Source organism: Streptomyces griseoviridis (assembly GCF_005222485.1).
Taxonomy (GTDB): Bacteria; Actinomycetota; Actinomycetes; order Streptomycetales; family Streptomycetaceae; genus Streptomyces; species Streptomyces hintoniae.
The window spans coordinates 5,851,948-5,874,983 of record NZ_CP029078.1; the positions used below are offsets into that span (position 1 = coordinate 5,851,948).

22 protein-coding genes and 2 tRNA genes are annotated in these 23,036 nt (G+C 72.0%); 13 read left to right on the top strand and 11 right to left on the bottom strand.

The window, feature by feature from the left end:
• The first annotated feature begins 44 nt into the window (after positions 1–44).
• The 3 genes from DDJ31_RS25385 to DDJ31_RS25395 are packed head-to-tail and all read left to right on the top strand — an operon-like array spanning position 45 to position 3,220.
• Positions 45–1,754 carry a TerD family protein gene (locus tag DDJ31_RS25385; protein WP_127178067.1) on the top strand — a complete coding sequence of 570 codons (1,710 nt, stop codon included), beginning with the start codon at positions 45–47 and terminating at the stop codon, positions 1,752–1,754.
• A gap of 11 nt (positions 1,755–1,765) precedes the next feature.
• Positions 1,766–2,446, top strand: coding sequence for an AIM24 family protein (locus DDJ31_RS25390; protein ID WP_127178066.1), 681 nt, complete (start codon positions 1,766–1,768; stop codon positions 2,444–2,446).
• 18 nt (positions 2,447–2,464) lie between these two features.
• Positions 2,465–3,220 carry an AIM24 family protein gene (locus DDJ31_RS25395; RefSeq protein ID WP_127178065.1) on the top strand — a complete coding sequence of 252 codons (756 nt, stop codon included), beginning with the start codon at positions 2,465–2,467 and terminating at the stop codon, positions 3,218–3,220.
• A gap of 271 nt (positions 3,221–3,491) precedes the next feature.
• On the opposite strand, the gene DDJ31_RS25400 is transcribed toward DDJ31_RS25395, so the two are convergent.
• Complete coding sequence (locus DDJ31_RS25400) at positions 3,492–4,073, bottom strand: NUDIX hydrolase (RefSeq protein WP_127178064.1); 582 nt, start codon at positions 4,071–4,073, stop codon at positions 3,492–3,494.
• The gene (locus DDJ31_RS25405) at positions 4,070–5,542 is read right to left on the bottom strand and encodes a zinc-dependent metalloprotease (RefSeq protein ID WP_127178063.1); all 1,473 of its coding nucleotides are present in this window, start codon (positions 5,540–5,542) and stop codon (positions 4,070–4,072) included. Before DDJ31_RS25405 ends, DDJ31_RS25400 begins: the two co-directional genes overlap by 4 nt.
• 192 nt (positions 5,543–5,734) lie before the next feature.
• Between DDJ31_RS25405 and DDJ31_RS25410 the strand changes: the two genes are divergently transcribed.
• From DDJ31_RS25410 to DDJ31_RS25425, 4 genes are all read left to right on the top strand, one after another.
• Entirely contained in the window at positions 5,735–6,847 is a 1,113-nt protein-coding gene (locus tag DDJ31_RS25410) for an SDR family oxidoreductase (protein ID WP_127178062.1), read from the top strand.
• 111 nt (positions 6,848–6,958) lie between these two features.
• Positions 6,959–7,417, top strand: a complete 459-nt coding sequence (locus DDJ31_RS25415) for a molybdenum cofactor biosynthesis protein MoaE (protein WP_127178061.1) — start codon at positions 6,959–6,961, stop codon at positions 7,415–7,417.
• A gap of 198 nt (positions 7,418–7,615) precedes the next feature.
• Positions 7,616–7,780, top strand: coding sequence for a hypothetical protein (locus DDJ31_RS25420; RefSeq protein ID WP_164784896.1), 165 nt, complete (start codon positions 7,616–7,618; stop codon positions 7,778–7,780).
• Positions 7,781–7,831: 51 nt separating this feature from the next.
• A complete protein-coding gene (locus DDJ31_RS25425) occupies positions 7,832–8,923 on the top strand; it encodes a YlbL family protein (protein ID WP_127178060.1) in 1,092 nt (363 codons plus the stop codon).
• 16 nt (positions 8,924–8,939) lie between these two features.
• On the opposite strand, the gene DDJ31_RS25430 is transcribed toward DDJ31_RS25425, so the two are convergent.
• Positions 8,940–9,485, bottom strand: coding sequence for a PPA1309 family protein (locus DDJ31_RS25430; protein ID WP_127178059.1), 546 nt, complete (start codon positions 9,483–9,485; stop codon positions 8,940–8,942).
• Positions 9,486–9,648: 163 nt separating this feature from the next.
• Between DDJ31_RS25430 and DDJ31_RS25435 the strand changes: the two genes are divergently transcribed.
• The 5 genes from DDJ31_RS25435 to DDJ31_RS25455 all read left to right on the top strand — a co-directional run bounded on the left by DDJ31_RS25435 (position 9,649) and on the right by DDJ31_RS25455 (position 15,713).
• The gene (locus DDJ31_RS25435; protein WP_127182604.1) at positions 9,649–12,591 is read left to right on the top strand and encodes a UPF0182 family membrane protein; all 2,943 of its coding nucleotides are present in this window, start codon (positions 9,649–9,651) and stop codon (positions 12,589–12,591) included.
• A gap of 80 nt (positions 12,592–12,671) precedes the next feature.
• Positions 12,672–12,745 (top strand) — tRNA-Met (locus tag DDJ31_RS25440).
• 206 nt (positions 12,746–12,951) lie between these two features.
• Positions 12,952–14,826 carry a tetratricopeptide repeat protein gene (locus tag DDJ31_RS25445; RefSeq protein WP_127178058.1) on the top strand — a complete coding sequence of 625 codons (1,875 nt, stop codon included), beginning with the start codon at positions 12,952–12,954 and terminating at the stop codon, positions 14,824–14,826.
• 401 nt (positions 14,827–15,227) lie between these two features.
• Entirely contained in the window at positions 15,228–15,545 is a 318-nt protein-coding gene (locus tag DDJ31_RS25450; protein WP_127178057.1) for an antibiotic biosynthesis monooxygenase family protein, read from the top strand.
• Between the two features lie 94 nt (positions 15,546–15,639).
• Positions 15,640–15,713: transfer RNA gene (locus tag DDJ31_RS25455), tRNA-Met, on the top strand.
• A 55-nt stretch (positions 15,714–15,768) separates the two neighbouring features.
• On the opposite strand, the gene DDJ31_RS25460 is transcribed toward DDJ31_RS25455, so the two are convergent.
• From DDJ31_RS25460 to hisN, 6 genes are all read right to left on the bottom strand, one after another.
• Positions 15,769–16,911: an ABC transporter substrate-binding protein gene (locus DDJ31_RS25460; protein ID WP_127178056.1), complete on the bottom strand. Its 1,143-nt coding sequence runs from the start codon at positions 16,909–16,911 to the stop codon at positions 15,769–15,771.
• Positions 16,908–17,771, bottom strand: a complete 864-nt coding sequence (locus tag DDJ31_RS25465; RefSeq protein ID WP_127178055.1) for an ABC transporter permease — start codon at positions 17,769–17,771, stop codon at positions 16,908–16,910. Before DDJ31_RS25465 ends, DDJ31_RS25460 begins: the two co-directional genes overlap by 4 nt.
• Complete coding sequence (locus DDJ31_RS25470) at positions 17,768–18,535, bottom strand: ABC transporter ATP-binding protein (protein WP_127178054.1); 768 nt, start codon at positions 18,533–18,535, stop codon at positions 17,768–17,770. Before DDJ31_RS25470 ends, DDJ31_RS25465 begins: the two co-directional genes overlap by 4 nt.
• Positions 18,536–18,859: 324 nt before the next feature.
• Positions 18,860–19,276, bottom strand: coding sequence for a Fur family transcriptional regulator (locus DDJ31_RS25475; protein WP_127178053.1), 417 nt, complete (start codon positions 19,274–19,276; stop codon positions 18,860–18,862).
• A 90-nt stretch (positions 19,277–19,366) separates the two neighbouring features.
• A complete protein-coding gene (locus DDJ31_RS25480; RefSeq protein WP_127178052.1) occupies positions 19,367–19,756 on the bottom strand; it encodes a CBS domain-containing protein in 390 nt (129 codons plus the stop codon).
• A 148-nt stretch (positions 19,757–19,904) separates the two neighbouring features.
• On the bottom strand, positions 19,905–20,705 hold the full coding sequence (hisN, locus tag DDJ31_RS25485) for a histidinol-phosphatase (RefSeq protein ID WP_127178051.1): 801 nt from the start codon (positions 20,703–20,705) through the stop codon (positions 19,905–19,907).
• Positions 20,706–20,878: 173 nt separating this feature from the next.
• Between hisN and DDJ31_RS25490 the strand changes: the two genes are divergently transcribed.
• Complete coding sequence (locus tag DDJ31_RS25490; protein WP_127178050.1) at positions 20,879–21,493, top strand: TetR/AcrR family transcriptional regulator; 615 nt, start codon at positions 20,879–20,881, stop codon at positions 21,491–21,493.
• Positions 21,494–21,610: 117 nt separating this feature from the next.
• Here the strand turns inward: DDJ31_RS25490 and DDJ31_RS25495 are convergent, their stop codons facing one another.
• Together DDJ31_RS25495 and rsgA are read right to left on the bottom strand one after the other, a co-directional pair.
• Positions 21,611–21,934 carry a DMT family transporter gene (locus tag DDJ31_RS25495; RefSeq protein ID WP_127178049.1) on the bottom strand — a complete coding sequence of 108 codons (324 nt, stop codon included), beginning with the start codon at positions 21,932–21,934 and terminating at the stop codon, positions 21,611–21,613.
• An 86-nt stretch (positions 21,935–22,020) separates the two neighbouring features.
• Positions 22,021–23,031 carry a ribosome small subunit-dependent GTPase A gene (gene rsgA / locus DDJ31_RS25500; RefSeq protein WP_127178048.1) on the bottom strand — a complete coding sequence of 337 codons (1,011 nt, stop codon included), beginning with the start codon at positions 23,029–23,031 and terminating at the stop codon, positions 22,021–22,023.
• Positions 23,032–23,036 lie beyond the last annotated feature (5 nt).

A 23,036-nucleotide genomic window follows, 5' to 3' on the forward strand; every position in this document is an offset into this window, starting at 1 on the left:
CTGACGCGACGCACTCGTATCGGGATGGGGGACGGTCGTTACGCATGGCCAGGCAATTCCAACGCGGCCACAAGGCCAGGATCAGTGATCTCACCGCGGGCACCGATCTGTACGTAGGCGTGCAGATCAGCGGTCCGGGGCTGACCTTCGACATCAGCTGCTTCGGGCTCGACGCCGACGAACGGCTCTCCGACGACGCCTACTTCGTCTTCTTCAACCAGCCGAAGTCCCCCGAGGAGTCCATCCAGCTGCTGGGCGCGCAGGCGGGCGACACGGAGTCCTTCCGGATCACGCTCGACCGCGTCCCCGCGCGGATCCGGAAACTGTCGTTCACGGCGACCCTCGACGGCGCCGGGCAGATGTCGCAGATCGGCCCCGGGTACCTCAGGATCGTCGCCGGCGGCGAGGAGGTGGCCAGGTACGCGTTCGACGGCTCGGAGTTCTCCACCGAGCGCGCCGTGATGCTGGGCGACTTCTACCTGAAGGACGTGTGGCGGTTCGCGGCCGTCGGACAGGGCTTCGACGGCGGCCTCGACGCGCTGCTGAAGAACTTCGGCGGCGAGGTGCTGGAGGAGGAGACTCCCCAGGTGCCGCAGCAGGCGCAGCAGCCGCAGACCGGCGCGGTCCCGGGCTTCGCCCCGCCCGCCTTCGCGCCCCCGTCGGCTCCCGCGCCTGCCCCCGCCCAGGCACCCGCGCCTGCCCCCGCCCCGCAGGGATACGCCCCGCCGCCCCCGGGACCCACCCCGCCCCCGCTGGCCGACGTGCACGCCGCGCCGACGATCATCGCGCCCCTGACCGGGCCGGGCGGCGCCCCCGTACCGCCCCCGGGCCCCGCGCCCGCGCCCTACGGACAGCACCAGGCGCCGAGCGCCCCCCTGCCGCCCGGCTACGGCCAGACCCAGCCGCCGGGCGCCCCGCCCGCCCCGGGTCCGCCGCCCGGCTACGGCCAGCAGGGCCCACCGCCCGGCTACGGACAGCAGCCGCCCTTCGGGCAGATGCAGGTACCGGGACAGCAGGCCCCCCAGTTCGGGGGCGCCCCCTACGGGGCCACGCCCACCCAGTACGGGGTGCCGCAGGGCGCTCCCCAGGGCGGCTCCGGGGTCTCCGCCGCGCTCCAGAAGTACAAGGAGACGCCGACCGGACAGCGCTGGACGCAGCAGAACAAGAAGCTCGTCCGCGTCGACCTCGGCATCGGCGGCCAGCCCGTGCTGGCCCGGCAGGGCAGCATGGTGCTCTACCAGGGCAAGGTCGACTTCAGCTACAAGGGCGCCGGTTTCGCCGGCCGCGTCGTCGGCAACGCCACCGGCCAGGAGATGCAGCTGATGCGCTGCACCGGGCAGGGCCAGGTGTTCCTCGCCGACTCCGCCACCTATCTGCACCCGGTCGAGCTCCAGGGCGACGCGATCTGCGTCTCCTCGGAGAACGTCCTCGCCTTCGACGAGAGCCTCCAGTACGAGGTGCGCCGCATCGAGGGCCACGGCATCCCCGGGGGCGCGCTGTTCACGATGCAGTTCCAGGGCACCGGCACGATCATCGTGCAGACCCACGGCACGCCCGTCGTCCTGCCGGTCACGCCCACCACGTTCGCCGACTGCAACGCGGTCGTCGCCTGGTCGGCCGCCTCCCAGGTGATCGTCTCCAGCCAGGTGCGGATGCGCCGCAACGCCTACGCGGGCGACACCGGGGAGAGCGTCAACCTCCAGTTCCGGGGCGCTCCCGGCAACTTCATCGTCGTCCAGCCGTACGAGGTCTGAGGGAGCCCGTCATGAACCAGCCGCTCGCGGGCTACGCGCCCGCACCCGTCACCGCCCGTATGGAGAACCACGGCAACCACATGCTGAAGGTCGCCCTCCAGAGCGGGAGCGACCTCCTCGCGCGCGTGGGCTCGATGGTCGCCTACGAAGGCTTCATCCAGTACGAGCCCAACCCGCCCGCCGTGCGCCAGATCGCCCGCGACTGGGCCACGGGCGAGGGCGCTCCCCTGATGAAGTGCTCGGGCGACGGACTGCTCTACCTCGCCGACTACGGCGCCGACGTCGTCGTCATCCACCTCGACGGCGACGGCATCTCCGTCAACGCCACCAACCTGCTCGCCTTCGACGCCCAGCTGACGTGGGGGGTCGAGCGGGTCAAGGGGCTCGCGAAGTTCGCCGGCCAGGGCCTGTGGAACACCAGGATCTCCGGCCAGGGCTGGGTCGCGCTGACCTCCCGCGGCACCCCCGTCGTCGTCGACTGCGGGGGCGGCGAGGACGAGACGTACGTCGACCCGGACGCGCTCGTCGCCTGGTCGCCGAACCTGAAGGTGAAGGGGAAGCGCAGCTTCAAGGCGCAGTCGCTGATCGGCCGCGGCAGCGGTGAGGCCTACCAGATGGCCTTCTCCGGTCAGGGGATCGTCGTCGTCCAGCCCAGCGAGGACAGCACCGACCGCCTTCGGGTGCGGGGCTGAGGGGGAGCCGGAACAGTCATGCAGAGCTCGCTTTTCGCCTACAACGACCTCCAGAGCCAGGACCGCTGGAGTCTGCAGAACCAGCAGATGCTGCGCGTCACCCTGGAGGGCCACGACGACCTTCTCGCCCGCAAGGGCTCGATGGTCGCCTACCAGGGGCTCGTCGAGTTCGACGCCGAGTTCCAGAGCAACCAGCAGGGACGCGCGCGTGCGTACACCGGCGAGGGGCTCGACCTGATGCGCTGCCACGGGCAGGGCACGGTCTACCTCGCCAACCTCGCCCAGCACGTCCATGTGATGGACGTGGAGCAGGAGGGGCTGACCGTCGACAGCGCCTATGTGCTGGCGATGGACTCCACGCTGCACCACGAGGTCATCGCCGTCGACAGCCTCTACGGCATCTCCGGTTCGGGGAAGTACCAGCTCAACATCACGGGACACGGCCGGGTCGCCCTCATGACGTCGGGTGCGCCGCTGCTCATGCAGGTGACGCCCGACAAGTACGTCAACTGCGACGCCGACGCGATCGTCGCCTGGTCGACCGGGCTGCGGGTGCAGATGCAGGCCCAGACGCACTCCTCCGGGGTGTGGCGGCGCCGGGGCAACACCGGTGAGGGCTGGGAGCTGAGCTTCATGGGCAGCGGCTACGCGCTCGTCCAGCCCAGCGAGCTGCTGCCGCCGCAGAACGCCCAGATCGGCGGCGGGATCGCCGCGCAGTTCGGCATGGGGCAGCAGGGCGCCCACGGACAGAACCAGGGCAACGTCTGGAGCTGAGCCGCGAAGGCCCGCCCGCCCGAGCGCGGGTAAGGGGCGCCCGCCATGGCAGGCGCCCCTTACCCGGCCGGGCTGACCACGCGGGTCGCACGGTCCGCGCGGGGCGCCCGCCGCGGAGGCGGCCAGCACGGCTGGTGCGGCTGATGCGGAGCATCGCGCGGGGGCGGACGGGTCGCACCCCGCGGTCGCCACCCGCCGCGCGGGCGGCGGACGGGTCGTACCCTGCGGTCGCCACCTGGCCCGCGCCCGCCGCGCCGGCCCGCGCACCGCCTCAGAGGCGGGCGCGCGCCGCCTCCAGCAGGTTCACCACCGAGGCGTCCGCCACCCCGGCCACCTCGTCGTAGCGGAACCAGCGCAGATCGAGTGACTCGTCGCTGATCGCCTCGACCGCGCCGGGCGGCGCGAGGACGGCGTACTGGACGTCCAGGTGCCAGTGGCACGGCGCCGGGATCGCGTGCCGGTCGAGCCGCACCGGGCCGCCCGGCAGCAGCGTCAGCCCCGCGACCCCCGACTCCTCGGTGGCCTCGCGCAGCGCCGCCGCCGCCACGGACGGGTCCTGCGGCTCGCAGTGGCCGCCCATCTGGAGCCACATCCGCAGCTTCCTGTGCAGGGTGAGCAGGACCCGCCCCCGCGCCGGGTCGATCACCAGGGCGCTGGCCGTGAGGTGTCCGGCCTCGCACGCCTTCCACATGGCGTCGGGGTGCGCCGACAGATGGTCGAGGTAGGTCTGCCGCAGCGCCTCCTGGGCTGATCGGTCCCGCTCGTCCCCGCCGGTCCGATCGGCCTGGTCAGGCCCCTGCGTCCGGCTCCCGTACCCCTTCAGGACGAGGATCGCGTCGTCGTGCAGGCTCACTCGCCGTCGTCGCCCTTGCTGTCGCCCTTGCTGTCGCCCTTGCCGTCGCGGGGGGTGCCGTCGGTGGGGTCGTCGCCCTCGGCAGCGTCCTTCTTGCGCAGGTCGGGCCTGTCCGCCGCCTCGCCGAGCATCTTGTCCAGCTCGGAGAAGTCCAGCTGCTCGCGGTGGACGAAGCCGTCCGGGTCGTCGAGGTCGGAGGCGGTCGGCAGCATGTCCGGGTGGGCCCACAGGTTGTCCCGGCCGTCGACCCCGCGCGCGTCCGTGAGCGACGCCCAGAGCCGGGAGGCGTCCCGCAGCCGGCGCGGACGCAGTTCGAGGCCGATCAGCGTCGCGAACGTCTGCTCCGCGGGGCCGCCGCTCGCCCGGCGCCTGCGCAGGGTCTCGCGCAGCGCGTCGGCGGACGACAGACGCGGCTTCGCCGCCGCGTGCACCACCGCGTCCACCCAGCCCTCGACGAGCGCGAGCGCCGTCTCCAGACGGGCCAGGGCCGCCTTCTGCTGCGGGGTGTCCTCCGGCTGGAACATGCCCTGCTGAAGGGCGTCCTGGAGCTGCTCCGGGTTCTGCGGGTCGAACTGGCCGACCACGTCCTCCAGCTTGGCGGTGTCGACCTTGATGCCGCGCGCGTAGCCGTCGACCGCGCCGAACAGGTGCGAGCGCAGCCACGGCACATGCGCGAAGAGACGCTGGTGGGCCGCCTCGCGCAGGGCGAGGTACAGCCGCACCTCCTCCTTGGGCACGCCCAGGTCCTTGCCGAACGCCTCGACGTTCACCGGCAGCAGCGCGGCCTTCCCGGCCGGGGTGAGCGGCAGGCCGATGTCGGTGGAGCCGACGACCTCGCCCGCGAGCACGCCGACGGCCTGCCCGATCTGGGTGCCGAACATGGCGCCGCCCATGGAGCGCATCATGCCGATCAGCGGGCCCGCCATGGCCTGCATCTCCTCCGGCAGGACATCGCCCATCGCCGCGCCGACCCGCTCGGCGACCGGGTCGACCAGCTCCTGCCAGGCCGGGAGGGTCGCCTCGACCCACTCCGCGCGCGACCAGGCCACCGCGGAGCCCGCGCCCGACGGCAGGGACGTCGCGTCGTCGAGCCAGAGGTCGGCCAGGCGCACGGCCTCCTCGACGGCGGTGCGCTCGGCGGGGCCGACGCTCGCGTCCTTGGTGCCGTCCGACGTGCCCTGCGCGACCGTCTGGCGGGCGATCTGCTTGGCCATGTCCCAGTTCACCGGGCCGCCCTCGTAGGAGAGCATCTGGCCCAGCTGCTGGAACGCGGCGCCCAGGTCGGTGGGGTTCAGGGAGCCGAACATCGCGGCGAGCGGGTTGTCGCCGCCCCCGGCGCCGGCCGGCCCGAATCCGAACGGATTGGCCGGTCCCTGACCACCACCGCCCTGCTGGTCCTTCTTCTTGCCCTCGTCGCCGTCTTCCGGCTCCTCCGGCGGAAGGCCGAATCCGAATGGGGTGTCACTCACGGGATTCCTCGGCTCCTAGGGCCGCCGGTTGGCTCCGACGGCACGACTGCCCGATAACACCACCCAGCGTAGACACCGCGCGCGGTTCGGGCCTCGGTGCTCCGCCGACTCGTGGCCTGCGGCAGGATGGATGCCACCTGGTACGGACGCGTCACTCGGGTCCGTACTGAAGACAACCGCTGGAGACGCCCGGTGAGTTCCCCAGATCCTCAGGTTCGCGCAGCGCGAAACGAGTCAACCCGTCCCGCCTCGCGCGGGCCCGTCGTCGCGGTCACGGGCGCCGCGTCCGGAGTCGGAGCACTGCTCACCGAGCGGCTCGCCGCCTCGGACGAGGTCAAGCAGGTCATCGCGATCGACGAGCGGCGCGGCGACTGCGCGGCCGCCCAGTGGCACATCCTCGACGTCCGCGATCCGGCCATCGCGGAGAAGCTGCGTGGCGCCGACGTGGTCGTGCACCTCGCGCTCGACCTCGACCTGGAGACCGACTCCGCCGCCCGGACGGCCTACAACGTCCGGGGGACGCAGACCGTGCTGACGGCCGCCGCGGCGGCCGGCGTCCACCGGGTCGTGCTGTGCACGTCCGCGATGGTCTACGGGGCGCTCCCGGACAACGAGCTGCCGCTGTCGGAGGACGCGGAGCTGCGCGCCACGGCCGAGGCCACCGGCGTCGGCGACCTCCTGGAGATCGAACGGCTGGCCCGGCGTGCCCCTCGGGCGCACCCCGGGCTCAATGTGACGGTGGTCCGCCCCGCCGTCCTCGTCGGCGGCACCGACACCGCGCTGACCAGGTACTTCGAGTCGCCCCGGCTGCTGGTGGTCGCCGGTTCGCGGCCCGCGTGGCAGTTCTGCCACGTCGAGGACCTGTGCGGCGCCCTGGAGTACGCCGTCCTGGAGAAGGTCGACGGCGAACTGGCCGTCGGCTGCGAGGGCTGGCTCGAACAGGAGCAGGTCGAGGAGCTGAGCGGCATCCGGCGCATGGAGCTGCCGTCGGCGGTCGCCCTCGGGGCCGCGGCCCGGCTGCACCGGATCGGTCTGACGCCGTCCCCCGCCGGTGACCTCGCCTACACGATGTACCCCTGGGTGATCAGCGGGAGCAGGCTGCACGACGCGGGCTGGCGGCCCCGGTGGACCAACGAGGAGGTGCTCGCGGAGCTGCTCGCGGAGGTCTCGGGGCGGCACACGGTCGTGGGACGCCGGCTCGGCCGCAAGGACGCGACGGCGGCGGGCGCGGCCGGTGCGACGGTGGCGCTGCTGGGCGCAGCGGCCGTGGTGCGGCGGGCCCGCAAGGCCCGGCGCCGGATCTGAACCCGCGCGCGCGGGCGGGGCCGCTCCTGTAGGAGGCTCCAAGCGCGCACGCGCGCGTGCCGGGCGAACGTCGTATTCCGGGGTGTCGGACCGGTGAGGCACGATGGAGCCATGGCACCCACCGACCATCCCGGCGAGCAGGCCGCCGACGACCCCGTCAAGCTGATCGCCGTCCGCGAGAGCCCGCTCTCCGTCGACGAGGTGTTCCGGGCCGTCGGGGACGCCGCCGCGGGCGGGACCGCGCTGTTCGTGGGCACCGTGCGCAACCACGACGGCGGCGCGGGTGTGGACCGGCTCGGCTACTCCTGCCACCCCGCCGCCGAGGCCGAGATGCGGCGGATCGCCGAGAAGGTCGTCGCCGAGTACCCGGTGCGCGCCCTGGCCGCCGTCCACCGGGTCGGTGACCTCGTCGTCGGGGACCTCGCGGTGGTCGTCGCCGTCTCCTGCCCGCACCGGGGCGAGGCGTTCGAGGCGTGCCGGAAGCTGATCGACGACCTCAAGCGCGAGGTGCCCATCTGGAAGCACCAGACGTTCTCCGACGGCACGGAGGAGTGGGTCGGCGCCTGCTGATGCGGTTCCCCCCTCCGGTTGCGTAACCGCACCCCGGGTCGGAGCGTTGTCAGTGCGGATGGTTAATCTGCTGATCAGTCAGTTGTCTGTGATGATCCGCACGCACCTGTCCGCGCTCGCCCGTCCGCGCCCTCGGTGGCTCCCGGGCGAGCCTGTCCGCACACAGGTGTCCGCGTTCGTCTGGGTCGGGAGGTCGGCATGGCGGCACTCGTCTGGTTGTTGATCCCACTGGTCGCCGCGGTCGGTGCCGGTCTGTGGGGGAGCTGGGCCAACCGCACCCGCAGGGCCCGCAGCGACGGCCCCGAGCTGGACGGCTACGCCCGCTTCCGGGCGGCCATGGAGAAGTCCCACACCGGCACCTGACGGACGTGGGGCTGACGGTGCGCCGACAGCTCCGTCCCGTACTGTCTTCGCATGCCACGCCGCACCGCGACGATGCTCGCCTCCACCCTGATGCTGATCGCGCTCCTGTGCGCGGGTGTGCTCACCCCCGTGCCGTACTCGGAGATGTCACCCGGGCCGACGGTGAACACCCTCGGGGACCACGACGGCGAACCGGTGCTCCAGATCTCCGGGCACAAGACGTACCCGACCAGCGGTCACCTGAACATGACGACCGTGCGGGTCACCAGTGCCGACTACCGCATGAACCTCGTCGAGGCGGTCTACGGCTGGCTCGCCCACGACAACAAGGTCGTGCCGCACGACACGCTCTACCCGGACGGCAAGACCGAGGAGCAGTCCACCCAGGAGAACGCCGAGGAGTTCAGCCAGTCCCAGGAGAGCGCCAAGGTCGCCGCCCTGAAGGAGCTGGACGTCCCGGTGCGGTCCTGGGTGATCGTCTCCACCGTCGTCAAGGGATCGCCCGCCGAGGGCAAGCTGCACGCCGGTGACGTCATCAAGGACGTCGACGGGACGGCCGTCAAGGAGCCCGCCGACGTCGCCAAGCTGGTGACCAAGCACAAGCCGGGCGAGAACGTCGTCTTCACGATCGTGCCGGCCAAGGAGCAGGCCGACGCCGAGAAGGAACAGCGCGAGACGGCCAGGACCGAGGAGATCACCGTCAGGACGGCGGCCTCCGACGACGGCGGCACCGAGCGGGCCGTCGTCGGGATCTCCGCCGGGACCGACCACACGTTCCCGTTCACCATCGACATCAAGCTCGCCGACGTCGGCGGCCCGAGCGCGGGACTGATGTTCGCGCTCGGCATCTACGACAAGCTCACCCCCGGCAGCCTCACCGGTGGCGCGTTCGTGGCCGGCACCGGCACGATCGACGACGACGGCAAGGTCGGGCCGATCGGCGGCATCGAGATGAAGACGGTCGGCGCGCGCGACAAGGGCGCCCAGTACTTCCTGACGCCCGCCGACAACTGCGCCGCCGCGGCCGAGGACACCCCGCACGGCCTCACCCTGGTCAAGGTGAAGACCATCGGCGACGCCCTCGGCGCCCTGAAGGACATCCGCGCCGGGGACACCGCCGACCTGCCGAAGTGCGGCACGTAGCCGGCCGGGCGAGGCCCTAGTCCTCGAACGTCGCCGCCAGCGCCTGCGCCAGACCCGGTACCAGGTCCGCGCCCGTGAGCACCTCCGTCGGGGTGTCCTTCTCGCGCAGCCGGACCGCGGAGTCGCGGCCGCCGTCGCGCAGCGCCGCGACCGTCATCCTGACCTCCTGCCGCTCCGGGTGCGCGGCCACCCACTTCGCCAGCTTCGCCTCGTTCAGACCCTGGGGGACCTGCGCCTCGGCGGACGGCGGCAGCATCAGCCGCTCCACCGTGAGCGCGCAGCCGACCACCGCGTCGGGCCAGGCGATGGTGGCGAGGAACTCGTCGAGCGGCTTGCCCGCGGGGATCTCCTCCTGCTCGATCGGGGTGAGGGCGGCGGCCTCCCGCTCCTCGTCGGCCAGACCGAGCTGGGCCGCGAGGCCGGGTTCCTGGACCCGCAGCCGTGCGGTGTCGACGAGGGCGAAGAGGCGGGCGGGCTGGTCCCAGCCGAGGCCGGAGGCGTACTCGTCGATCTCGAGTACCGCCCGGGTGAGCGGGTTCGCCGCCATGGGAGTGTTGGACATGGTCACAATCCTGCCTCGTTCCCGCCCGGAATCGGGAACCGAGTAAGCGGTGAGTAAGTTGCATAGGTGTGGGCCCACGATGACGGGGGGCCACGGGAGGTCCTCGAAAACGCGGGCCTGACGGATCGACAGCGAACCACGAGGTGCCACCTTGGCTTTCCAGATGCCGGACCGCGGCGGAGGCCCGACGGGGCCACGGATCAGAGTCGGCCGCCCGTCCCGGCGGGCCCGGACCCTGCTCATGACACTGGGCGTCCTTGCCGTGCTCGGCATGGCGTTCACCATGTTCGCGGGCTTCTGGACGGACTGGCTCTGGTACCGGTCGGTGAACTACTCCTCGGTCTTCACCACCACGCTCTGGACCAAGATCGGCCTGTTCTTCGTCTTCGGCCTGCTGATGGCCGTCGCGGTCGGCTTCAACGTCTGGCTCGCGCACCGGCTGCGTCCGCCGCTGAGCGCCATGTCCATGGAGCAGCAGAGTCTGGACCGCTACCGGATGGGCGTCGCGCCCTACAAGAAGTGGCTGCTCCTCGGGATCACCGCGCTGGTGGGCCTGATCGCGGGTGCCTCGGCCGCCGGTCAGTGGCGGACCTGGCTGATGTGGGTCAACGGCGTGCCCTTCGGACAGAAGGACCCGCAGTTCCGGCTCGACGTCTCGTTCTACGCGTTCGACCTGCCCTGGTACCGGTTCCTGCTGGGCTTCGGGTTCGCCGCCGCGATCCTCTCGCTGATCGCCGCCGCGCTCACCCACTACCTGTACGGCGGGCTGCGCGTGACGTCCCCGGGCGCGCGCGCCACGGCCGCCGCCACCGGCCATCTGTCGGTGCTGCTCGGCATCTTCGTCGCCCTCAAGGCGGTCGCGTACTGGCTCGACCGGTACGGACTCGCCGTGAAGTCCAGTGACTTCAAGGCGACGGACAACTGGACCGGTCTGCGGTACGTCGACGCCAACGCCTATCTGCCGGCCAAGACGATCCTGTTCTGCATCGCCGTGATCTGCGCGGCGCTGTTCTTCGCCACCCTCTGGCGGCGCACCTGGCAGCTGCCGGTGATCGGCTTCGGCCTGATGGTCCTCTCGGCGATCCTGATCGGCGGGCTCTACCCGGCGATCGTCCAGAAGTTCCAGGTCCAGCCGAACGAGCAGGCCAAGGAAGCCCCGTACGTCAACAAGAACCTGAAGGCGACGCGCGAGGCCTACGGCATCGACGACGCGCAGGTCACCGAGTACTCGGGCACCGGCAGCACCAAGGACAAGACCAAGCTGCGCGACGACGTGGACTCCACGGCGAGCATCCGCATCCTGGACCCGAACATCGTCTCGCCGACGTTCCAGCAGCTCCAGCAGATCAGGAACTACTACGCGTTCCCGACCAACCTGGACGTGGACCGGTACAGCAAGGACGGCAAGGACCAGGACACCGTCATCGGTCTGCGCGAGCTGAACCTGAACGGCATCCCGAAGAACAACTGGATCAACGACCACTTCCGCTACACCCACGGATACGGCGTGGTCGCCGCCAAGGGCACCACGGCCGACGCCGAGGGCCGGCCCGTCTTCACCGAGTCCGACCTGCCGTCCAAGGGTGACCTGGGCGACTACCAGCAGCGGGTCTACTACGGCGAGAAGACCACCACGTACTCGATCGTCGGCGGTCCCCAGAAGGAGATCGACTACTCCGACGACAGTGGTGAGAAGACCACGAGCTACCAGGGCAAGAGCGGCGTCAGCCTGTCGAGCCCGGTCAACCGGGCCGCGTACGCGCTGGCGTTCAGCGAGCCGCAGATCCTGTACTCCGGTGCCATCGGCGAGGGTTCGCGGATCCTCTACAACCGCACCCCCAAGGAGCGCGTGGAGGCGGTCGCCCCCTGGCTGACCATCGACGGCGACGCCTATCCCGCCGTCGTCGGCAACAAGATCCAGTGGATCGTCGACGCCTACACGACGACCAACGGGTACCCGTACGCCTCGCGGACCACGCTCGGTGACACCACGGCCGACTCGCTGACCGCGACGAACAACTCCCGTGCGGTGGTGGCCCAGCAGAACCAGGTCAACTACATCCGCAACTCGGTGAAGGCGACCATCGACGCGTACACCGGCGAGGTCAAGCTCTACCAGTGGGACACCAAGGACCCCGTCCTGAAGACGTGGATGAAGGCCTTCCCCGGCACGGTGCAGTCCAAGAGCGCCATCTCCCCCGGCCTGATGGACCATCTGCGCTACCCGCAGGACCTGTTCAAGGTGCAGCGCGAACTCCTCACCCGCTACCACGTCAAGGACGCGCAGACGTTCCTGTCCGGCAGCGAGGTGTGGCAGGTGCCGGACGACCCGACCAACAAGTCGGGCAACGCGGTGCCGCCGTACTACCTGAGCATGAAGATGCCGGACCAGAAGGCGCAGGCGTTCTCGCTCACGACGACGTTCACGCCCAACGGCCGTGACAACCTGAGCGCGTTCATGTCGGTCGACGCGGAGGCGGGCACCAGCGACTACGGCAAGATCAGAATCCTGAAACTGCCGACCAGCACCACGGTCAACGGTCCCAAGCAGGTCCAGAGCCAGTTCAACTCCGAACAGGACATCGCCGAATCGATCAAGCTGCTCAAGGGCGGCGACTCCGACATCGAGTACGGCAACCTGCTCACCGTCCCGCTGGACGGCGGACTGCTCTACGTCGAACCGGTCTATGTGCGCGGTGGCGGGCTCAAGTACCCGCTGCTGAGAAAGGTGCTGGTGACCTACGGAGGCAACACCGCCTTCGAGGACACCCTGGACCAGGCGCTCGACAAGGTCTTCGGCACCCAGGACACCGGGACGTCGCCTCCTGACGACGACACCACCACCAACCCGCCGCCGACGTCCGAGAACCCGACGGTCCAGGGCGCGCTCGAAGACGCCCAGAAGGCGTTCGACGCGGGCCAGGACGCCCTGAAGAAGAACGACTGGGAGGCGTACGGCAAGGCCCAGAAGGACCTTGAGGACGCGCTCAGGCGGGCCGAGGACGCGCAGAACGCCGCCGACAAGAAGAAGCCGAGCGGCGGCGGCGAGGCGAGTCCGAGCCCCAGCGGCTCACCGAGCGCCAGCAGAAGTCCGAGCAGCGCCTGACGGCCGCCGGTCGGGCGGCCCCTGACCGGGACGCTGATCAACTGCCCCCCCCGCGCCGTGGTACGGTTGCAACACAACGGCGCGGGGTGGAGCAGCTCGGTAGCTCGCTGGGCTCATAACCCAGAGGTCGCAGGTTCAAATCCTGTCCCCGCTACTGAAGTCGAAGGCCCGGATCCTTAAAGGATCCGGGCCTTCGACATGTGCGAACGCATGTCCCGAGATGGGGAGACGGCCGCGCCGACGTGGGGAGTTGGCGAAGACGTGTTTGACTTGTCGTTCTGTGGGCATGTCGACAAAACGCTGTAGTGACCCTACTGGCTGCGGTATACCAGGTGTACCCGGGTTGCAGGTGGTGCGACGATGGACGTTATGGGGGACAAGGCAACTCTGTTCGAGAGCGGGCGATTTGTGCAGCCCTCCGGGCGGGACGATGCCGTGGAAGCCGCGGAGGAGGCCGCCGAGGAACTTCGTCAGCGACTCGCCGCGGAAGCGGGTGACGTCGACGCGATGAGCGTCCTCGGCGCCATGCTGCTGCGCCGCGGCGACCTCGACGGAGCCGAGCCGCAGCTCCGGGCCGCCACCGCGGCCGGCGACCGGGCCGCGGCCAACAACCTCGGAGTCCTCCTCCACCAGCGCGGATACCCCGACGAAGCCGCCGGCTGGTGGCGGATCGCGGCCGTCGCCGGATCGGCCGCCGCCGCCCACGCCCTCGGCCGCCACCACCGCGAGCGCGGCGACGAACCCGCCGCCGAGTACTGGCTGCGCCAGTCCGCCGAACAGGGCCACGCGCTGGGCGCCTACGCCCTCGCCGACCTCCTCGAACACCGCGGTGACCCGGGCGCCGAGACATGGCTGCGCGCCTCCGCCGAACGCGGCCACCGGGAAGCCGCCTACCGGCTGGCCCGCGCCCTCGACCGCAAGTCCGCCCTCGCGCAGGGCGCCGGCCGGGAGATCATGACCAGGGGCGCCCGCGCCGACCGCGGCACCGGCGCACCCCGCGCGAAGGCGACCGCGCGCGCGGTCCGCCCGGCCGACGAGGCAGAGCAGTGGTACCGGCAGGCCGCCGCGCGCGGACACCAGCGGGCCGCGCTGCACCTCGGCGCGATCCTGGAGAAGCGCGGCGAACTCAAGGAGGCCGGGCGCTGGTACCTGACCTCCGCCAAGGACGGCGACGCGCGCGCCGCCTGCGCCCTCGGCTTCCTGCTGCGCGACGCGGGCGACTCCGAGAGCGCCGCCGTCTGGTGGCTGCGGGCCGCCCAGGAGGGCGACGGCAACGCCGCGAACGCGCTCGGCGCGCTGCACGCCGAACGCGGCCAGAACCAGACCGCCGAACGCTGGTACCGGGCCGCGATGGACGCGGGCGACGACAACGGCGCCTACAACCTCGGGCTCCTCTGCGCCGAGCAGGGCCGCACCGCGCAGGCCGAACAGTGGTACCGGCGCGCCGCCTACGCCGGCCACCGGGAGGCGGCCAACGCGCTGGCCATCCTGCTTCTGCAGGGCGGTGACGCGACGGGCGCCGAGCCGTGGTTCTCGAAGGCGGCCGAGGCCGGCAGCGTCGACGCGGCCTTCAACCTCGGCATCCTCTTCGCCGGGCGCGGCGAGGAGGCGTCCGCGCTGCGCTGGTACGAGCGGGCCGCCGTTGCCGGGCACACCGAGGCGGCGTTGCAGGTCGGCATCGCGCGGCTGCGGGCCGGTGACGAGTCCGACGCCGAGCGGTATCTGCGATGGGCGGCGGGAGGCGGCAACGCGGAGGCCGCGTACCGGCTCGCCACCGTCCTCGACGCGCGGCGCCCGCCGGAGTCCGCGCACGAGCTGGGGGAGATCGTCCACCAGAAGACCGAGTGCGAGGAGTGGTACGAGCGGGCCGCCTCCCAGGGGCACCGGCGTTCCCAGGTGCGGGTCGGGATGCTGGCCGCCGCCCGCGGTGACGTCGTCGAGGCCGCCCGGTGGTACCGGGAGGCCGCCGAGGCCGGGTCGCGCAACGGCGCGTTCAACCTGGGGCTGCTGCTGGCCCGGGAGGGGAGCGAGCCCGAGGCGGCCGTGTGGTGGACCAAGGCGGCCGACGCGGGCCACGGCCGGGCGGCGCTGCGGCTCGCGCTCGTGTACGCGCGCCGCGGAGAACTGGCGGAGGGCCAGCGCTGGGCCTCGCGCGCCGTCGCGCTCGGCCCGCCCGAGGTGGGCGAACGCGCGGGCCGCCTGCGCGACGCACTCCGAGAGGAACTCTCGGCCTGACGGGACACGGCCCGCGAGGGCGGGCGCGGGCCGGGGGCTGATCCGGAGGCCGGGATCGGGACCGTTCGCTGATGTCCCGCCCCGCCCCCCGTCGTCCGATCCCGGCCACGGCCCAGGTCGCTCGTCGGCGCTGGGGCCGGGATCGCCCGCCGGGTCGGGGGTCGGACCGGTTCCGCGTCCGGCTGTCGCCTACGGTCGGCGGGCCCGGACGGCCCGCAGCGGCCGGCCGCACGGCAGACGGGCCCGAGGCCGCTCGCCGGGCCGACTCGCGTTCCGTTGCCCGATCCTGGCGGCCGGCCCGAACCCGTCCACCAGTCTCCCGCCCCGCCCCCCGTCGTCCGATCCCGGCCACAGTCCAGGTCGCTCGTCGAAGTCGGGTGTGGGTCCGGCAGGATGGGCTCATGAGCGTAGTCAAGATCAACGTGCTGACCGTTCCCGCCGAGCAGCGGGAGACCCTGGAGAAGCGCTTCGCGTCGCGCGCCGGTGCCGTCGAGAACTCGGACGGGTTCGAGTGGTTCGAGCTGCTCCGGCCCGTCGAGGGGACCGACGACTACCTGGTGTACACGCGGTGGCGTGACGAGGAGTCGTTCCAGGCGTGGATGGAAGGACCGATGAAGGCGGCCCACCAGGGCGGCGGCGACCGTCCGAAGCCCGCGGCCGCCGGCTCCACGGTCTGGTCCTTCGAGGTGGTCCAGCAGGCGGCGCCCAAGGGCGCGTAGCCGGTACGGGCCCCCTCTCCGACCTCGTTCGCAGGGTCCGCCCCGAAGCGATTTGCCTCCTGCCTCACCCATCACGTAACGTTCAGTTCATCGACGCGGGGTGGAGCAGCTCGGTAGCTCGCTGGGCTCATAACCCAGAGGTCGCAGGTTCAAATCCTGTCCCCGCTACTGAAGGCCGAGGGCCGGAACACGGATCACATCCGTGTTCCGGCCCTCGGTGTTGTCAGGGGCGGTGGCCCACCGCCTCCGCGTAGTAGCTGCGGTCCACCGTTCTCGACTCCGGCAGCGGGCGGGCCCGGCCCGTCGCCCCCTGTGCCGCGTACGCCTCCTGGAGCCGCCCGGTCGTCCCGGCCCTGATCTCCCAGTCCACGCGCAGCGACGGCGTCGCCCTGAGCGTCCGTTCGTCGATCTTCGTGAGGCGGGAGAGGTACGTCACGAACGCCGGGTCGGACTTGTAGTCGGCCCCGAAGTACGTGTCGACGGTGCGCAGGTAGGCCCGCATCAGGGCGACGCCCGCGTCCACGTCGTCGCGCAGCAGCGACCGCCCGTACAGCAGGCCGCCCAGCGGTTCCCCCAGGGGCTGGCCGCCGAGGAACGCGTAGCCGGGGTCGCCGTCCACCGTGCGCCAGACCGGGTCGAGGAGCCACGCCGAGTCGACGCCGCCGTTGCGCAGGGCCGTCAGGACGTCCGCCGAGCCCAACTGGTGGTACCGGATCCGGTCGAGGCCGCCCCCGTGCCTCTTGAGCGCCCGTTCCATCGGGTACGCGATCACCGACCCCTTGCCGATCATCGTGCCCAGTGAGCGTCCCGCCAGCCGGACCCCCGCCGCCGTCTCGCCGTCCCGCAGCCGTGCCCACAGGCCGCTCCTGGACTCCGGGTCGGGGGAGAAGTTGCCCGCCACCCACCTGATGTTGAAGCCGCCCCTGATCCCGTTCATGACCGCCGCCTCGGGGGCCGCCCAGAGCGCGTCGATGTCGCCGCCCGCCAGCAGCGGCAGCGCGTCGGGAGTCGGCAGCACCTTCAGTGTCACCTTCAGCCCCTCCTTCTCGAACTCGCCCTTGTCGAGGGCCACTTCGAGGGGCGCCACATATTCGGCGCTCAGGGTGCCGGTCGCGATGGTCAGCTTCCTCCGGGTCGTCAGGCGGTGCGGCGCGGGGGTGCCGGGCGCGCAGCGGGCCGGTGCGCGGGTCGGCGACCGGTCGGCGGGGTCCGTCCACGACCTCGCCGCGCACCCCCGTACCGGGGTGACGGTCCGGCCGGCCGCGCCCGGGGCGGCCCCGTCGTCGCGCGGGGCGGAGCAGGCGGCCGCGGTGAGGAGGGTCACGGCGAGCGCGAGCGCGGGGGTGACGCGCGGGCGGCTTCTCATGTCCGGGTCCTCCCGCTGTCCCTCGGCGACCAGGGCGTCAGCAACCGGCCCAGCAGCCGGACCAGTTCGGAGAAGACGACGCCCAGGAGCGCCACGCAGACGATGCCCGTGAACATCACGTCGTTCTCGAACAGGGCGCGCGAGTCGAAGATCAGATGGCCCAGGCCGTCCGTCGCGGCGATCTGCTCCGACGCGACGATCACCAGGACCGCGACCCCGGCCGCGATCCGCGCCCCGACCAGAACCTCGGGCAGCGACGCGGGCAGCAGGACATGGCGGAACATCTGCCACGGGGAGGCGCCGAAGACCCGGCCGGCGTCCCGGTGGCCGGCCGGGACGGCCAGCACCGCGGACATCGTCGAGATCCACACGAAGAAGAAGACGGTCGCCGCCACCAGCGCCACCTGCGGGCCCTCGCCCAGCCCGAACATGTTGAGGAAGACCGGCAGCAGCGCCAGCTTCGGGACCACGTACAGGGCGTCGAGGAGCGGTTCGAGGGCCGCCCTGACCAGCGGGAGCGATCCCATCAGCAGGCCGAGCGCGTAGCCCGCGGCGGTGCCGATCGCGTAGCCCGACAGGACCCGGCCGAGCGTCGCCCGCACGTCGGGCCACAGCTCGCCCGCGACGGCCCGGTCCCAGCCGTCGGCCGCGATCGTGGACGGCGCGGGGTAGACGCGGTCGTCGATCCAGCCCCGCGCGGCGGCCAGTTGCCACAGCAGCACCAGCGCCAGCGGCACCGCGAGGGCCAGCGAAAGCTCTACGGTCCTGCGACGGCGGTGGGCGCGCGCCGGGTCCAGTTCGGCCGGGCCCGGCCGGCGGACCAGGACCGATTCGGGCCGGTCGGTCAGCAGCGCGCTCATGCCGGGACCGCCTCCTCGCGCAGCAGATCCCACAGTTCGCCCTTGAGCGCGGTGAACTCGGGGGCGGTGCGGACGGCGCCGGTGCGGGGGCGCGGGAACGGCGGGCGGCGCTCGGCGATGATCCGGCCGGGGCGCGCCGACATCACCAGGACGCGGTCGCCGAGGAGCAGCGCCTCCTCCAGGCTGTGCGTGATGAAGAGGGTGGTGGTGCGGGTGGTCTGGGTGAGGTCGAGCAGCTCGTCCTGGAGGATCGTGCGCAGTTGGGCGTCGAGGGCCGCGAACGGCTCGTCCATCAGCAGGAGTTCGGGCTCCACCGCGAGGGCTCGGGCGATCGCCACCCGCTGCCGCATGCCGCCGGAGAGGGTCGCCGGGTAGGCGTCCGCGAACCCGGTCAGCTCCATGCGGGCCAGCCAGGCGGCGGCGCGCGCGTCGGCCTCCCGGCGCGGGACCCGCTGCACGTCCAGGCCGAAGCGGACGTTGGCGCGGACGGTCTTCCAGTCGTAGATGCCGTAGTCCTGGAAGATCATGGCGGCCGGGCGCGGGCTCGTGGTGCGGATGCGCAGGGCGCCCGTGCTGGGGCGCAGCAGCCCGGCGGCGATCCGCAGCAACGTGGACTTCCCGCAGCCCGAAGGGCCCACGACACACACGAACTCACCTGTGGCGACGGTGAGTTCGAGCGGGCCGAGGGCGTCGACGGCGTGCGGTGCGCGGCCGAAGGTCCGGGTCAGACCGGTGGCTTCGAGTGCGGGGCGGGGCTCTCCCACGGGGGCTCCTCGCGGAGTGCGGAAGGTGCGGAAGGTGCGGACGGTCGTGCGGAGGGGGTGCGGGCAGTCGTGCGGATGGGGCGGACGGCCGTGTGAAAGGTGCGGGTAGTCGTTCGGGAGGTGCGGACAACCGTGTGCAAGGTGCGGGCAGTCGTGCGGGAGGTGCGGGCAGGGTCCGCACGGGCGTGCGGACAGGAGTGCGGGTGGAGCGGTGAGCGGTGGGTGGCGTCGACGATATGACGGTGCGTCAGATTCGGGAAGGCCGCGCGCAGCACGAAACCCCGGCCGCCCTCGCGGGCCGACCGGGGTCTCGGGAAGGAAGGGTTACGCCGTCGCGCAGTTCGGGCAGACGCCCCGGTAGGTCACCTCGACGTCCGAGACGGTGAAGCCGAAGCGCTCCGAGTCGGGGAGGTCGGCCATCGGGTTGCCGACCGGGTGGACGTCCTTGATGGCTCCGCAGCGCGCGCAGACCAGGTGGTGGTGGGGCTGATGGGCGTTCGGGTCGTAGCGCTTGGCGCGCCGGTCGGTGCTGACCTCGAGCACCTCGCCGAGCGAGACCAGCTCGCCCAGCGTGTTGTAGACCGTGGCCCGGGAGATCTCGGGGAGCTTGGCGACGGCGCGGGAGTGCACCTCGTCGGCCGTCAGGTGGACGTGCTCGCCGTCGAGTACCTCGGCCACGACGCGCCGCTGCGCGGTCATGCGCCATCCGCGTCCGCGCAGCCGCTCCAGAAGGTCGCTCATACCGCCCACCATAACAGAGGACGACCAGAATCCGAATGGGTGTGACTTTAGAGCGGATACTGTTCTGGACTATGTCCAGAGAGCGACGGTCTAGAAGGCCAGCGCCCTGACCGGTGCCCAGCAGCGGATGATGTCGCGGACCGAGACGATCCCGGCGGGCTCGCCGCCGTCCAGGACCACCAGGTGGCGGAAGCCGCCGTGCGCCATCGTGCGGGCCGCCTCCTCCAGCGTCCAGGTCGGCGACGCGAAGACGACGTTGTTGGTGGTGTGGGCGTGGGTGGGTTCCGCGTCCGGGTTCTGGCCCCGGCCGACGGAGTTCAGGACGTCCCGTTCGGTGAGGATCCCGATGCCTCCGGCGTCGGGGTCGAGGACGAGGGCGGCGCCCACCCGGCGCGAGGACATCAGGGTGGCCGCCTGGCGGAGGGTGTGGGCGGGGCCGATGGTGAGGACCACCGTGCTCATGGCGTCGCGGACGAGCATGGTCTGAAGCCACCTCCTACGAACCGCCGAGACCACTCGGGGTTCACAAGTTCACAAGTGGGGGTCGGCTTCAGAGTGGCAGGCAAAGCGGGGGTCAACAAGGGGGCGCGTGGCGCCAATTGAGGGCGCACGCGCTCATTTGTGAGGCTCAGGAGCGCTCGTTGAGGTACCCGAGCAGATCGTCGTGGAGCAGCCCGTTCGACGCGGCCGCGTTGCCGCTGTGCGGGCCCGGACGGCCGTCGAGGCCGGTGAACGCGCCGCCCGACTCGGTGACGATGATCGCGTTGGCGGCCATGTCCCAGAGCGACAGCTCCGGTTCGGCGCAGAGGTCGACGGCGCCCTCGGCGACCAGCATGTACGGCCAGAAGTCACCGTACGCGCGGGTGCGCCACACCTCGCGGGTCAGGTCGAGGAAGCCGTTGAGCCGGCCCTGCTCCTCCCAGCCGGTCAGCGACGAGTACGCGAACGAGGCGTCGGTGAGCTTGCCGACGCTGGAGACCCGCAGCCGGCTCGCGGAGGTCAGGCTGCGCCCGGTGAACGCGCCGTGGCCCTTGGCGGCCCACCAGCGGCGGCCGAGCGCGGGCGCGGAGACGAGCCCGACGACGGGCTGGTAGCCGCCCTCGGCCGCCTCCATCAGGGAGATGAGGGTGGCCCAGACCGGGACGCCCCGCACGTAGTTCTTGGTGCCGTCGATCGGGTCGATCACCCAGCGGCGCGGCCCCGTGCCCTCCACCCCGAACTCCTCCCCGAGGATCGCGTCACGGGGGCGGGCCCGGTGGAGGTGGCCGCGGATGATCTCCTCGGCCGCGCGGTCGGCCTCGGTGACCGGGGTCATGTCCGGTTTCGTCTCCACCTTGAGGTCGAGGGCCTTGAAACGGTCCATGGTGGCGGCGTCGGCGGCGTCCGCGAGGACGTGGGCGAGACGCAGGTCGTCGAGATAGTCCGGCATGGGGGGAACGCTATCCGGCGGATGGATGACGGGGCCACCAGGTGCCCTTCCGTGGCCTGTCGCCCCCGGCGGGCGCGCGGTTGGCCGAAGGCCGACCCCTCGTGCGGTGCCTGACTCTTGACAGTGCCTCCGCGCCCGTCAAATCTGGGCGCAGTCCGTTCCCCTGGGAGGCGATGGTGCCTGGAGCGCGGGAGTCCCTGCTCGATGCCGCCTGTTCGGCGCTGGCCCGGCGGCCGTGGGCCACCGTGCGGATGGTGGACGTCGCCGCCGCGGCCGGCGTGTCCCGGCAGACCCTCTACAACGAGTTCGGCAGCAAGGACGGTCTCGCGCGGGCCCTCGTCAGACGGGAGGCCGACGGCTACCTCGCCGGCGTCGAACACGCGCTCGCCACCCACAGCGACGCCCGTGAGCGGCTCGCCGCGACCGCCGAGTGGACGGCCGTCAGCGCCCGCGACAACGACCTGGTGCGGGCGATGCTCACCGGCTGCTGGAGCGAGCGGCTGCCCGCGCCGACGCTCTCCGCGGTGCCGTCGTCCTCCGCCGTGCCGGCGCAGCGGCGGGCCGACGGGCCGCTGCCCTCGCCCGGCGACCTGGTGGCGATCGTCCGCGACCGGGCCGTGGCGGTCCTCGCGGGCCCCGGCCGGCACCGCGCCGACACCCACGAACTCGCCCGCTCCTGCGAACTGGTCGTGCGCCTCGCGCTGTCCTGCGTCGCGGCTCCGCCGGGCGGCGGGGACGCGGGCGTGGCGGAACTGGTGCGCGGGGCCCTGCACCGCCAGGGCGTGTGAGCGCCAGGACGCCCGCCCCGGCGCGAGCCGCGAGGGACGCCCGGGGCGCCCGCCCTGGTGCGCCGAACCGGAGATCTGGTGCGCGGAACCGGAGATCTGGTGCGCCCAACCGGAGATCTAGTGCGCCGAACCGGAGATCTGCAGTCCGATCACGCCCACGATGACGAAGCTGATCGAGACGAGTTTCAGGGTCGACACCAGGTCGCCGAGGAAGACCATGCCGTAGATCGCGGTGCCGGCCGCGCCGATGCCGGTCCACACCGCGTAGGCCGGGCCGACGTCCAGCTTCTTCAGGGAGAGCGTCAGCAGGCCGAAGCTGCCCAGGGCGAACACGCAGAACGCGACCGTCGGCCAGAGCCGCGTGAAGCCGTGCGACAGCTTCAGGCAGACGGCGAAACCGGTTTCGAGAATCCCGGCCACGATGACCAGCAGCCACGCCATGTGCGGTCCTCCCGTATGTCCGGCTCGGTGCGATTATGCACTTGCCACTCCCGTGCCGAGCCAAACAACCCGGGCGACACCGGGGGTCAGTCGCCTTCCTTGCGCTCCCGGGTGGCCAGCAGCCGGCGCAGCGAGTAGAGCCGGGCCGGGTCGGAGTGGCCCTCGGCCACCCAGGCGTCCAGCGCGCAGTCCGGCTCGTCGTGGCTGCACGCGCGCGGACAGTTCTCGGTGCCGGGCACCAGGTCGGGGAAGGCGTTGATGACCCGGGACGGATCGATGTGCGCGAGCCCGAACGACCGTACGCCCGGGGTGTCCACCACCCAGCCGTCGTCGTCACCGAGGGGCAGCGCGAGGGCCGAGGTGGTGGTGTGCCTGCCGCGGCCGGTGACCGCGTTGACATGGCCGGTCGACCGCCGTCTGTCCAGCGGCACCAGTGCGTTGACCAGGGTCGTCTTGCCGACGCCCGAGTGGCCGACGAACGCGGTGATCTTGCCGTGCAGATGCTCGCGGACCCGGTCGGCGGCGCCGCCGGTCTCCAGCTCCTCGCGGCTCGTGACGACGTAGGGGATGTCCAGGTCGCCGTAGAGTTCGAGGAGTTCGTCCGGTGCCGCCAGGTCCGACTTGGTCAGCACCAGGAGCGGGGTCAGACCGCCGTCGAACGCGGCGACCAGGCAGCGGTCGATCAGCCGGGGGCGCGGTTCGGGGTCGGCGAGAGCGGTGACGATGGCCAACTGGTCGGCGTTGGCGACGACCACCCGCTCGAAGGGGTCGTCGTCGTCGGCCGTGCGGCGCAGCACCGACGAGCGCTCCTCGATGCGGACGATCCGCGCGAGGGTGTCCTTGTCGCCGGTCAGATCGCCGACGATGGCCACCGTGTCCCCGACCACCGCCGCCTTCCGGCCGAGTTCGCGGGCCTTCATGGCCATCACCACCCGGTCCTCGACCAGGCACGTCAGCCGGCCCCGGTCCACGGTGAGGACCATGCCCTCGACCGCGTCCTCGTGCTTGGGCCTGGTGTGGGTGCGGGGCCTGGTGCCCTTGCGGTGGGGACGGCTGCGGATGTCGTCCTCGTCGGTGTGCTTGCCGTAGCGGCGCATGGCGG